Source organism: Mycoplasmopsis columbinasalis (assembly GCF_900660705.1).
Lineage (GTDB): Bacteria > Bacillota_I > Bacilli_A > Mycoplasmatales > Metamycoplasmataceae > Mycoplasmopsis > Mycoplasmopsis columbinasalis.
In genome coordinates, this window is sequence record NZ_LR215043.1 from 41,001 (window position 1) to 54,015 (window position 13,015).

A 13,015-nucleotide genomic window follows, 5' to 3' on the forward strand; every position below is an offset into this window, starting at 1 on the left:
TTAACAGAAAAAAGTTTTTTTTTATTATTTTTTCGAAATAACACAAACAGTAAGTTTTGCGAATTAAGCTATTTTATAGATATATACGTTTAAGATAAAGATTTTTATATAAAGTTTAAGAAAAAAACTAGAAACTATAATTTCTAGTTAACATCATTTTTAGGTATTGAAAGATATTTTGTATAACAAACTTTATCTATATATAAATAAAAATAAGTAACAAAATCCAATGAGATTTAAAAACCAAAAATATAAACGGTTTTTTTCTGAGTGTTCTAGTTTAGATAATTTCTTTCTTCTGTTCTGTTTCTACTTTTTTGTAGCGTCTGCGTAAAAACGTTGAAATTATTATTAAACTTGTAAAAAGGAGTAGTAATGCCGCATAAAACACAAAGGTGTAACGATAGTCGAGTTGTTTAGATGAGAGCGTAAATAATACAAATAAAATCGATGATAACACTACTCTAAAAACAATTGAATAACCATTTTGTTTGTGAAAACTTTTTTGATCGAACATTTCATACGAGTTACTGTAAAAATAAGATAAGAAGATTGAAAAAAGTAATTGATGCAAACTCACAATACTTACAAAGGTAAAAAACATAACTTCATTTTTCGAGTTCGCGAAAAAGACAATTACTAAAATTAAACTAAGCAAAATAATCGCACATAACGAATATTCTACTAATGTTTTTTTAGTTTTTAACCGCTTGGTTTTAAGTAACATCAAAGTAATGATTGTTCCTAAAATGCCGAAAACAGAAAAGATTAAGCTAATGTAAAAACCTCATGTTTCAACATTGTAATCATTTTTCATAAAGTCAAAAATTTGTGTTAGTCCTTGTGTTTTTGGAAAAGTGAAAAAACCAATAATAGCTGACCCAGCAAGAATATAAATTCAAGACAAAATTTTATGTTTCTTTAAATTTGTTTTTTTATTAAATTCACTTTTGTGAAAAATAGCTGATTCTTTGCTAGTTTTAAGTGAAAAATACAAAAAACCTGAAATTATATATGTCAACATATTGAATACTATTAACCAAAAGAATTCAAGTTTGTTGTACAAGAAATAACTAAAAAACAAAGAAATAGTTACACCTAAAGATGTTGCGAGTGAAGAAAAAGTATTGTACTTTTTCATCTCTTCGTTATTTTTTGAAATGAAAAAGATAATATTCTTTAAATAAATAAATCTAAAAGAATGTACTAAACCCAAAAATGTGCTAATTCCTATTAAAGACATCGAAAAACTATATTTATCAACTGTAAAAAATAGGACAATTGGTAAGACTAAAGAAACTAAGCTTGTCATATCACGCAAAAATAAGGCTAAACGATCATTCTTAAATTTTTTTACCAACCAAGGACTTACGAAATAAACAAACATTGATGGCAATTGAATTAATAAATACAGCAATGATACTAATCAAATATCACCTGTTATTCTATAAATATATATACTTGATGCAAATTTAAAAGATTCTGAACCTATAAATGAAATTGTCAGCGACGAAACATATTTAGTTGCATTTATTTTAAAGTTCATTTTCTAATGCTCCGATTATAAACATCATATAAAAAAGATTCTTAAACATTAATTTTGAATTGAAATCATCATTTTTGCTCACTGGTATAGCAATTGTGATGGAATTTTTATTTGATAAATTTTGTTCGGCACAATCAACATTGTTGTTAACTAATTTGTAAAGAATTCCATATTTTTGAAAAATGTTAATCAATTTATCAAAAAGAACACTTTTTTCACCAAAAAGAATCAAGCCTTCATTAATTCAATTGTTATCTTTTAACATTTCTAAGTCTATACGTTGATTAGTTTGGTGATTAATTAAAAAACTTTCTTGATTTCGAGTGTTTAGAGTGAATTTTGACGACAAACTAGTAACTTCCTTATCAAAAAATTGAAATAAATAACTATTTATGTTAGAAACCTTGTTTGTTCAAATAAAAAAGTCTTCTCTTTTTTTGTCAGTAGGGATTTGCATAAATTTTCTACAAAAGTCAAAAAGCTGAGGTTTTTTATTACTAATTTGTTCTAAAAGATTTAATGATGCATAAAATTCTTTTTTTAATTTTTCAAATCATTGTGTAACTTTGGTAGATACAATTTCAGATTCATCTTTTAGTTGTTGAGATGGCGAGTAACTTAAAATGAGATTACTGTTATATTCGTAAAAATTCGTTATAAAAAAGTTATTTAATAATGACTGTTTAATGAATTTTCTTTCAACTTCATTAGAAAAACAGTTAAAATATCGTTTTTCTTTAAAAATTCGTTTACATCAAAACAAAAACTTTTTATTTTTGCGTTTTTATTATGCATAAAAAAATTTGAATCGATATATGAAATTGAAAACAATTTTTGTATTAGTGAAAAGTTTGGTTTCAAAAACAAAAGCCACTTATATTTTGTGGTTTTGTGAAAAAATTCGTCACTAGTAAAATGTTCTAGCATAATAATTTCGAACTTTACACCGTTTATCAAAAAGACATTCAAATTGACATCTGAATGTTCCATTCTAATTTCTTTTTCAGCCAAAAACTTTAAGAATTCAATGTTATTTTCGTCATAATTATTCAAAAAGAAAACATCCACGTCGACAGGTGGTCTAGAATTTTCAGAAAAATAATTATTTGCCACACTGCCTTTAATAACAAATTTAACATTAGCATCGTGTTGCGTATTAAAAAGTTCTAAATATGATTCGATTTTGTTTAAAATGCTCTTAATTTTAGGACTTAAGTTAACTTGTTTCATTTTTCTGCTCCATTCTTTCTTATATTTTCTTCTGAAGTTAAGTAATTTTGTTTTAACACAAAAAGAAAGATTGATCATTATACTTTTCTGATAAAAAATTAGGTGAAAAATAAACTCCGAAAAAAATTTTTCATAAAAATTGTCAGTTTTCTTTACTTAAGTTTTGCAGACTTTTTTTCATTTTTTCTTACTAAAATTACATTAACTAAAGAAGAAAAGGAATTAATTTTTTCAGATTAACAATTTTTTGTATTTATCTATAAAGTAGTAAGCAAACAAAAATTTCAGCGTAGAAGTTATGCCACAGGCGATAAATAACAATTTAAAAAATAAAGAATTATAATTTATTAGCTAAATTTCAACTACATTTTTCGTAGTTTGGACTAGATATTAAAATTTTTCACAATTTTAAAGGAGAATTACTTTATGACCCCTCACATTCATGCAAAGAAAGGGGAAATCGCCAAGTTGGTAATTATGCCCGGCGACCCTCTTAGAGCAAAATTTATTGCAGAAACCTTTTTAGACCCTGGTTTTAAATTAGTGAACGAAGTAAGAAATATGTTTATGTTCACCGGAACATACAAAGGTAAACCAGTAACAATTGCTGGCTCGGGAATGGGTTGCCCATCAATGGGAATTTATAGTTACGAACTATTTAAATTTTACGACGTTGAAAAAATTGTAAGAATCGGTACCACTGGTGCATACTTACCTGAAATTAAACTTTATGAAACAATGTTAGTTACCGAAGCCTACTCTGACCAATCATACTATCGCCAAGCTGTTTTGGGTGACTCGAATCAAGTGGCAATGCCAAGTGTTGAACTTAACAAACAAATTGAAAATGTAGCTCACAAATTAAACATTCCTGTGCTTAAAGGCAGAATTCACTCATCAGATGTGTTCTATTCTAAAATTCCACTTGCACAAAGAATTGAAGAATCAAAGGCAATTGCTGTGGAAATGGAATCATACGCACTATTTACAAACGCTGAAGCACTTGGCAAAAAAGCTGCGTGTTTATTAACAATTAGCGATAACATTGTAACTCACGAAGAAACTTCGCCAGCACAACGGCAAACAGCCTTTACAAATATGATGAAAATTGCTCTTGGTTTAGCACTTGAGGACTAGTATGCGGGCACTAGACATTATTGAAAAAAAACGCTTTAATCAAACTTTAACACACGAAGAAATTGATTTTCTTATCAATAATTATGTTAAAGGCGCCATTCCAGACTACCAAATGTCAGCCTTTTTGATGGCAGTGGTTTTTAACGGAATGCAAAGTGAAGAATTAGCTTACTTTACCAAAGTTATGATGCACTCAGGTCGAGTTTTATCGTTAGCATCAATTCCAGGTATTAAAGTTGATAAACACTCTACTGGTGGTGTTGGTGACAAAACCACTTTATCTGTTGCTCCAATTTTAGCCGCACTTGGTGTTCCTGTGGCTAAAATGTCAGGCCGCGGACTCGGACACACTGGTGGCACAATTGATAAACTTGAATCGATTCCTGGTTTTAGTGTGGAAATGAGTGAACAAGCATTCATTGAACAAGTTAAAACTCACAACATTGCAATTATGGGACAATCAAAAGACCTTGTACCTGCTGATAAAATGCTTTATGCCTTGCGTGATGTGACTGGTACAGTGCAGTCGGTGCATTTGATTGCTTCAAGTATTATGTCAAAAAAACTTGCTACCGGTGCCGATGCAATTTTATTAGATGTTAAATGCGGTAAGGGTGCCTTTATGAAAACACTAGCCGAAGCAACTGAACTAGCACAAACGATGATCAACATCGGGAAAGAGTTAAATGTTGATGTTCGTGCCGAAATCACCAATATGAACAGTCCCATTGGTCGCCAAATTGGTAATAAAAACGAAGTGTTGGAAGCTTTACAAATGCTTGAAGGAAATTCAGCTCCCGACTACCGTGAGTTAGTTTACTCATCATGTGCAACAATTTTAGAACAAGCCAAAGTTGCCGCTAATCACGAACAAGCCATCAAAATGATTGATCAAGTCATCGCTGATGGTAGTGCAAGAGCAAAGTTCAAAGAATTTGTCGAATTACAAGGTGGAGACTTTAGCGCGCTTGAAGCCCAAAACTTCTGACGCCCAGCTCACGAATTACAAGTCAAAGCTACTAGCACAGGCTTTTTACACATTTTTGATGCCTTAGTTTTTGGCCGGGTAGCAATGAAACTAGGTGCTGGTCGTGCCACCAAGCAAGACAAACTTGACTTTGAAGCTGGAATTACGTTACACCAAAAAACTAATGATCAAGTCAAAGTTGGCGACTTACTCTTTACACTTTACTCATCAAAACCAATTGACCCTAATTTAGTAGCTGAACTAGCACAAGCTTTTAGTATTGTGGATAAACCAGTAGAAAACTCAATTATTTTGACCAAACTTTAGAAGGATAAAATGACAAAATACTTTCAATTAATCGATCATACTTACCTTAAACCTGAAGCAACTAGTAAAGAAATTGATAAATTAGTTGCCGAAGCACTTAAATATAAATTTAAAACCGTGTGCGTTAATAGTTATTGAGTTGAATATGTGGCAGCAAAACTCAAAGGTTCGTCTGTTGGCATCACTTGCGTTGTTGGTTTCCCTTTAGGAGCTTCCTTGCCACAAGTCAAGGCTTACGAAGCTAGTGAAGCCATTGCCTTAGGAGCAAGCGAAATCGATATGGTTATGAATATTGGTGCATTTAAAGAACAGCACTATGATACAGTGGTAAACAACATTATGACTGTCAAAAAAACTTGTGGCAGCAAGATCTTAAAAGTTATTATCGAAACTGCTTTACTTACCGACCAAGAAATTGCGCTTGCAACTGAATTAGTAGTCAAAAGCGGCGCTGATTTTGTGAAAACATCAACTGGTTTTAGTTCACGCGGTGCACAACTAAAAGATATTCAAATTATGGCTGCCGCAACCAAAGGGCAAATTGCTATTAAAGCCGCTGGTGGCATTAGTTCACTTGCTGACTTAGAACAAATGTACCAAGCTGGCGCCACTCGCTTTGGTACTTCCAAATCTGTACACATTTTTGAAAACACACAAGCTGACAAAAATGCTTACTAATTAACTCTTACTAACGAAAAAAAGAGAGACCTTAATGTCTCTCTTTTTTGATTTAAGTCTATACCACAGCGTCAAAAGTTAATTTGGAAATAATAATTCACAGTGGCATTGTAATTACTGCTAAGAGCGTACTTAAGGATGAAACCTGTGAAGTAAACTTAGCGTGCGGGTGGTTAAAAGCTACTGCATAGGTTACACACCCAGTAGCCGGTGGCGTGGCGCTAATTAAGACAATTAACACACCGGTAGAAGTAGTAATGAGTTTAGTTCCGTGACTATCAATTGTCGGTAAAAGTAAGAGAATCACAAGTAGAAACATTACAAATGGAACCGTTACTAGTTTATGGAACGAAGCAAATCACACCGACTTATCACGAATAGTTTCGCGTAAACTAGTATGAGCTAGTGAACCACCGATTAAGAGTCACGAGATTGGTGAGACAATTTTCACACCGGTAGTTAAAGTTGTTCCAAGTGCTGACACTTCGCTGAGAAAACCACCTCAGAACTGAAAGGCTTTAGGGTTAGTGGCAGCTTCGACTTCTGTAATCACTTTAGAATAAGGCAAGCCACCTTCTGAACTAACAAACCAAGTATCAAGTCCAGGAATTCATTGCAATGATCACACAAACAATGACAACAAGGCACCAATGAAAATTGGTGAAAAAATTTGTTTAAAGAGTGATTTCACGCTTTTACGCGTGAACTTTTCTCCAGTGTACTGAATTCGCATGTAGGAAGTCACACCAATTAAAAATGGAATGTTTCAAATTTGAAGGAGCGCAAGGGCAAAACCATCTTCGGCAAAAATACTGCCTTGCATTCCAATTACTAAAGGAGTAGCAAAAAGTTGGACACTACCGTACGAAAGCATCATCATCGCAGTTGACAATTTCGCTTGGTACGAACGAACATAGGCAGCGCGATATTTACTAAAGTCTTCTTCCTTGTTGGCTGCTGCGAGTTGTGCATACAGCGCTTCCGCTTTGCGTGTAATAAACCTAGGAATTAACCTCGGATAATAATTTACAATCAAAGAACTTAAACCTGCACACGCCAAGTAAAAGACGGCACTCAAGCCCAAGACTACACCAATTTCAATCAAACTTTCAGCTTTAGTATTGACCATAAAGGAAGTAAAAGTAAGCATTGGCAGCAAGAACATCATAGTGAATTGCGCTAACTTTTTATTTATTTCAGGCGTAAATATTTTCCGCCTAGACGCTCAGTAACCAAGCACCACGAACACAAAAGTTGCAAAGACAGCGCCTCACATTCCTTGTGTTCTCATTAACATAATAAAATCTTTTCACATACTTTAATACTTTCTTTTCTTAAGTTAAAGCAAACGGAATACCAATGCAAACAAAAATTAAACCTACTAAAATTGTTAAATAATAAGGAAAGTTACTTAAACGAGTTTGTGTCAAACGTGCTTGCGTTTGATCATTAAGTTGTCTCTCTAGCGTTTTTACTTTTAACTTACGCACTTCGGTTTGTTTTTTTAATCGAGCTTCATCAAGTAAACCACGAATGCGTGCGTCTTCTTTTCGATTTTTGAATTTAAAAAAAGCATTAGCAAAAAATTTAGAGTTAAAAATAATACCAAGGAGTGCACCTAAAATTAGTATTGACCCTAAGACTGTTAAAGTATCGCTTATGACTCTGGAATGGGAATATTTTGATTTATTAACGAGCACTTTGTTGGAATTAAGCAAGTAAGTTAAGACGCCTAATCCAATTGCGACTACAGTAACTCCGAGCAAATAAAATAAACGTTTAAGTGTAAATGATTCAACAATTCTTTGTTTGAAATTTGGCATAGGAAAATTTTACTTTAGAAACTCTAAAGATAAAAGGAGAAAATTTACAAAAAATAGAAATTTCGATGAAAAAACTGCTTAAAATTGCGTTTTTAAGTTTTCCATAATTTCAATTAATTTTTTGGTCATCAGAGTTTCACTAAGCGCATGACCTGTTTTAGGTAAGAGAAAAAGTTGTGAATTTGGCAGTTGTTGGTGTAATTCAAATGCCGCAAGTGGACGACACACAAAATCAAGTTCGCCGTGCACTAAGAAAGTTGGTATGTGTTTGATTTTTGCAACATTATTTAAAATAAAGTTATCTGGTAAAAAAATATTGTTGTGAAAATATCAATTTTCAATCAAAGCAATTTCACGAATTTCTTTGTAAGCTTGTTTGGTTAATGCACCAAGTTTTTGTTGTTTAGCACTACAAAGTAATTGTTCAAACTGCGCCCAGTGAATGAATGCTTGCTTTTGTTGTTCTGGGGTGCCGTGTTGCATTAATTCGTAGTAACTTTCTTTAATATTTTTGCGTTGCTCTGAACTTAAAATTGAAACATAATTAGCAAATTCAACTGGCTTCATTGAGTCAACGCCTTCTTGGTAAAACCAGTCAATATCACTTTTGCGCGCTAAGAAAATTCCCCGCAAAACTAAAGCACTCACTCGTTCAGGATAGTGAATCGCATAGATTAAAGCTAAAGTTGAACCTCAAGAACCACCGAAAACTATTCATTTTTCAATGCCTAATTTAGTTCTTAATTGTTCAATATCTTTTAATAAGTTTTGCGTGGTGTTCCGCGTCAACTCTGAGTTTTTTAATGATTTACCGCAGCCTCTTTGGTCGAATAAAACTATGTTATAGGCTTGTTGGTTAAAATATCTGCGGTAATGTGGTCTTAGTCCGCCGCCAGGTCCGCCGTGTAAAAAGAGGACAGGAATTCCTTGTGGATTGCCACAGAGTTCATAATAAATAAACTCACCATCATAAGTTTCCATCTCGCCTTGAACATAAGGTTCGATTGCAGGATGTAAGTATTTTTCGAATGTCTTTTTCATAGTAAAGAAATTATAAAAAAGCAACTTAAATTACTTAAGTTACTTTTTAATTACAAGAGTAGAAAGTTATTTTTTAAGGTTGTAGAAGGTTTTTGCACCTCAATAAACAGCATCTTCGCCAAGTGTTTGTTCGATTTCTAAAAGGCGATTGTATTTGGCTACACGATCTGATCTTGAGAGTGAACCAGTTTTAATTTGACCTGTGTTGAATGCAACGGCTAAATCAGCAATGTAAGTATCTTCAGTTTCACCTGAACGGTGGCTAATTACCGCAGTAAGTCCGTTTCTTTGCGCTAGTTTAATTGCATCAATAGTTTCAGAAAGTGTACCAATTTGATTTAATTTAATCAAAATTGAGTTAATTGCTTTAGTATCGATAGCTTTTTGTAAATATTGACTATTTGTCACTGTTAAATCGTCACCAACAATTTGAACTTTGTGACCATATTGTGCGGTAAATTTAGCAAAACCTTCTCAATCATCTTCAGCAAAACCGTCTTCAATTGAAATAATTAGATATTTTTCTATTAAAGCACCGTAGTAAGTTAACAATTCATCAGTTGTAAACTCAAGTTTAACCTTAGTAAGGTGTTCAAAACCTGGAGTTTTTTGGTCGATAGCATGTTGTAATTTTTTGAAAACATACTTTTGCTTTGCGGCATCATAAAACTCTGATGAAGCAGCATCAAGTGCAATGGCAATTGCACCCTTACCGCTTGTAGCAGGAACAAAACCAGCTGCTTTGATTGCTTCCACAAGGTAATCAAGAACTTCTTCGTGGCTTTTGGCATTTGGCGCAAAACCACCTTCGTCACCTACTAAAGTTCCATGCCCGTGTTGCTTCAAAATTTTTGCTAAGGTGTGAAATACTTTGTTTGCTGCTTTTAGTGCTTCACTAAAAGTATCAAAGCCCAATGGCATAATCATAAATTCTTGAAAATCCACTGTGTTTGAAGCGTGAGCGCCACCATTTAAAACATTTAGCATTGGCACTGGTAACACTCTAGCGTCAAGACCACCTAAATATTGATAAAGTGGTAAGTTAGCTTCTTCAGCGGCAACTCGTGAAACGGCTAAAGAAACTCCCAAAATTGCATTAGCACCAAAATTTTTCTTTGTAGCTGTACCATCAGCTTCAATCATTAAATTATCAATTTTTCTTTGCTCTTGTGCAAATAATAGTTCGTCATCAAACAACGCGGCAATGTCTTCGTTTACGTTATTAACAGCTTGTTGCACGCCTTTACCACCAAATCATTGATTAGCAAATGGTGTGTTTTTATCACGCAATTCCAGTGCTTCTTTTGAGCCAGTTGAAGCTCCTGATGGAACACTGGCAATACCTACAGCGCCGTCTGCTGACAGCACTTTCACACGAACTGTTGGATTTCCTCTTGAATCCAAAATTTCACTTGCTTGAACCGTAATAATTTGACTCATTAGTTCTCCTTTTTTAAACATCAGAATAAAAGTAATATATATTTTATTGAATTTTTAGCAAATTTTGCTAATTTGAATACCCTCTGCCACCACCTGTGCTTCAAGTTCTGGCAATGCTGCTAACTCGGCTTCTAATTCTTGCGCTTGTGTCATTTTAGGCTTAGTTACAGGTTTTTTCGGCGCAAACAATTCACAAGTTTCATTACTTTTTTCAATCGAAATTTCGTATGTGTCAATTTGTTTTGCTTTGTTTATAGTTTCGATTTTATCGTGTGTGATTAGCGGCCTTAGCACCAACAAATTTGTTTGTGAATTGATTGTGGCCATACTTTCAAGTGTTTGCGAAGCAACCTGACCAAGGTTTTCACCATTTGACAAAACAAAAATTTGATTTTTAACAGCAATTTGGGATGCAATTCGATAAAAACTACGACGCATTAAGTTGATACGATAACTTTCATTTGACGTTAAATAAATGTAATTTAGAAGTTTACTATAATCGGCAAACAAAATTTCGCTTGTTCCTTGGTATTTAGTTAGAACTTGCACTAATCTTTCGATTTTGTTTACTGTTTTCTCATCTGTTTGCGGTGGTGAAATAAAACTTAAAAATTTCACCTTTAAACCTCTTTTCATTAGTTCAAAAGCTGCCACCGGAGAATCAATACCACCACTCATCAAGTGTAAGGTCGTGCCCGATATACCTACAGGCAAGCCACCTAGGCCACGAATTTCTTTGCCAAAAAGATAAGCGTTGTTTTTACGAATTTCAACATTAATTACCAAATCAGGGGCTTTAACATCAACCTGCAAGTGTTTAAATTCTTCTAATAAAAATTCACCTAACAAATTATTAAGTTGTTGCGAAGTGAGAAAATAAGCTTTGTTATTTCTTCGAGCAGCAATTTTAAAGGTTTTGACTTCAGAAGTAATTAGTTTTTTACTTGCTTGCTTAATTGTTTCAAAATCATTTTCGCATTCAATTACTGGTGAATATGATGAAATACCAAAAACATAACTTAATTGTGTTAAGTTATGTTCTGAATAAGGTAAAAACATACGATCAAAACCTTTTTCTGGCTTAGTTCCAACAATTTGAGTCACATTTCAAGCTAATTGATCAATAAAACTTTGACGATTGTTATGCTTAAGTGTAAGTTCGCCGTATCTAATGAGAATTTTGTTGTACATTTTTTCTTTCCTTTTTTAAATAGAGAGCAAGTAAACGATAAGCTTCTTGATGATTTGAACTTTGGAGATGTGCATTCGCTTCAACAACGAGTTGTTGAAATTTTTCATTTTGAGCTCGGATTAAATATGAATTTTTAATTAAATATTTCGCCATCGAATGGTAAAAATAAGGCTTAAAAGTCAACTTGAAAAAATTTATTAACGTTTTTTCTTTTTCTTTTCACACTTGAGAATTATAAATCATCTCCACATTTTTTGTTTCTGGATTAACTAATTTTTCAAATAGATCATCAAAATCACGTTGGGCTTGTTGAGTTTGTTGAAAGATTAATTTATTTTGTGCGGATTGTTCCAAATATTTAAAATTACTGCAAGCGTATAAATAGACTCCGTAACTTATTTGTACATAATTCATTAAATTTGAATAACTACAAATTTTAATTTTTTCATAGTTTTTAAAATAGTTAATTTTGTACACAAAATTTTTCAGTTCATAAAGAAAAGTTAATAAATTTGTTTCGTCTTGCAAACTGTAATTCGTTTTTTGTGACATTGTTGTTATGAATACTTTAAAGTTTGTGAAATTTTGCAAAATTTTATTAAAGTTTTTTTCGCCAAAATTATGTTTTGAATTTTGGAGCTGTGTTTCTAACTGTGCAACATACACTCCAACTTGATGTGTAATTTGCGCGACTGTTGTTTGGGAAGTTAAATTACGAATTTTTTTAAATTTTAATTTCTTGATTAAACCTAAAAGTTCTTCAAGATAATTCATAACAATTTGATAATGTAATTTAATTCAGTTATCACAAAGTTGTTTATAACTTTTTAATACTTCCAAAAATTCAGGATCAGCAGTTGAAAATTCGTTTTTTAATTCGAAAATTTCATTCGCAATATGTGTGTAAAGCAAATATTCAAATTGTTTTAATTTGGCTACTTTTTTACAAAAATTTAAAATTTTGCGTTTGTTTTCACTCATTTCAATTGTTACTTGCGCAATATTTTTTGTCGTTTTTTCTTCTTCCAAACGGGTAACTTCAAAACGAAATTCTTTAACTTTTGCATACATTTCTGCGAACGAATGGGGTAAATACTCTTTGTTGTCTTCTAAATAATTTTGAATCGAATTTAAAATTTGATAAGAAAAATTGGCTTCTTGTTCGATAATTTCTCAGTTGTAATTCACATCATCATCGATGCGATGAAATTCTTTTGATCGTTTTAAATAATTATCAAAAACGTTTTTATATTTTTGATCTAGTAACTTAATCTTTTTTAAATCATATTTTTTATAAAGGATATAAAGTTGATCTAAATAATCTTTAATTTTATATTTCAATTCTTCGCATAATTCGTGCTCTTTTTTTAGCATATCACAACGCAAATTTAACTTAGGTTGGTTTTTACCTAAGACCATAAAACGACGAATTGTAGTTGTTCTTCAGTTAGTTTCTGTTTCTAGTTTGATTTCCCAATTTAAAAACTTTTTGTAGATTTTGTTAAACTGAAACCGACGATAAAACAAAAAAATAAAAATCGGAGCAAAAATAGCAATGGAAACACCTAGGACAATTAAAGCAATTAGGTATTTATTCATAAAAACAATTATACATTTGAATAATTATTTATATT

General features: G+C 32.2%; 12 protein-coding genes. 3 read left to right on the plus strand and 9 right to left on the minus strand.

Translation table 4 applies throughout. The features are described from left to right. Nucleotides 1–280: 280 nt before the first annotated feature. Genes EXC55_RS00080 through EXC55_RS00090 form a run of 3 tightly spaced genes read right to left on the minus strand, consistent with a single transcriptional unit; the run spans nucleotide 281 to nucleotide 2,776 of the window. Complete coding sequence (locus EXC55_RS00080; protein ID WP_334294994.1) at nucleotides 281–1,546, minus strand: MFS transporter; 1,266 nt, start codon at nucleotides 1,544–1,546, stop codon at nucleotides 281–283. Beyond that, a complete protein-coding gene (locus EXC55_RS03310; protein WP_165001855.1) occupies nucleotides 1,536–2,309 on the minus strand; it encodes a hypothetical protein in 774 nt (257 codons plus the stop codon). The genes EXC55_RS00080 and EXC55_RS03310 overlap by 11 nt, the downstream gene beginning before the upstream one ends. Then, complete coding sequence (locus tag EXC55_RS00090; RefSeq protein ID WP_129622671.1) at nucleotides 2,216–2,776, minus strand: hypothetical protein; 561 nt, start codon at nucleotides 2,774–2,776, stop codon at nucleotides 2,216–2,218. The genes EXC55_RS03310 and EXC55_RS00090 overlap by 94 nt, the downstream gene beginning before the upstream one ends. 426 nt (nucleotides 2,777–3,202) lie before the next feature. Between EXC55_RS00090 and deoD the strand changes: the two genes are divergently transcribed. The 3 genes from deoD to deoC are packed head-to-tail and all read left to right on the plus strand — an operon-like array spanning nucleotide 3,203 to nucleotide 5,885. Next, entirely contained in the window at nucleotides 3,203–3,913 is a 711-nt protein-coding gene (gene deoD / locus EXC55_RS00095; protein WP_129622672.1) for a purine-nucleoside phosphorylase, read from the plus strand. A gap of 1 nt (nucleotide 3,914) precedes the next feature. Then, on the plus strand, nucleotides 3,915–5,207 hold the full coding sequence (locus EXC55_RS00100) for a thymidine phosphorylase (protein WP_129622673.1): 1,293 nt from the start codon (nucleotides 3,915–3,917) through the stop codon (nucleotides 5,205–5,207). Nucleotides 5,208–5,216: 9 nt separating this feature from the next. Then, entirely contained in the window at nucleotides 5,217–5,885 is a 669-nt protein-coding gene (gene deoC / locus EXC55_RS00105; protein WP_129622674.1) for a deoxyribose-phosphate aldolase, read from the plus strand. 58 nt (nucleotides 5,886–5,943) lie between these two features. On the opposite strand, the gene EXC55_RS00110 is transcribed toward deoC, so the two are convergent. The 6 genes from EXC55_RS00110 to EXC55_RS00135 form a co-directional block, all read right to left on the minus strand. Next, complete coding sequence (locus EXC55_RS00110; RefSeq protein ID WP_129622675.1) at nucleotides 5,944–7,182, minus strand: AEC family transporter; 1,239 nt, start codon at nucleotides 7,180–7,182, stop codon at nucleotides 5,944–5,946. A 37-nt stretch (nucleotides 7,183–7,219) separates the two neighbouring features. Further along, on the minus strand, nucleotides 7,220–7,708 hold the full coding sequence (locus EXC55_RS00115) for a hypothetical protein (protein WP_129622676.1): 489 nt from the start codon (nucleotides 7,706–7,708) through the stop codon (nucleotides 7,220–7,222). Nucleotides 7,709–7,786: 78 nt separating this feature from the next. Continuing rightward, nucleotides 7,787–8,749, minus strand: coding sequence for a prolyl aminopeptidase (gene pip, locus EXC55_RS00120; RefSeq protein WP_129622677.1), 963 nt, complete (start codon nucleotides 8,747–8,749; stop codon nucleotides 7,787–7,789). Between the two features lie 66 nt (nucleotides 8,750–8,815). Continuing rightward, nucleotides 8,816–10,189, minus strand: a complete 1,374-nt coding sequence (eno, locus tag EXC55_RS00125; RefSeq protein ID WP_129622678.1) for a phosphopyruvate hydratase — start codon at nucleotides 10,187–10,189, stop codon at nucleotides 8,816–8,818. Between the two features lie 54 nt (nucleotides 10,190–10,243). Beyond that, a complete protein-coding gene (gene thiI / locus EXC55_RS00130) occupies nucleotides 10,244–11,380 on the minus strand; it encodes a tRNA uracil 4-sulfurtransferase ThiI (RefSeq protein WP_129622679.1) in 1,137 nt (378 codons plus the stop codon). Further along, a complete protein-coding gene (locus EXC55_RS00135) occupies nucleotides 11,358–12,980 on the minus strand; it encodes a hypothetical protein (protein WP_129622680.1) in 1,623 nt (540 codons plus the stop codon). The genes thiI and EXC55_RS00135 overlap by 23 nt, the downstream gene beginning before the upstream one ends. Between the last annotated feature and the right edge of the window lie 35 nt (nucleotides 12,981–13,015).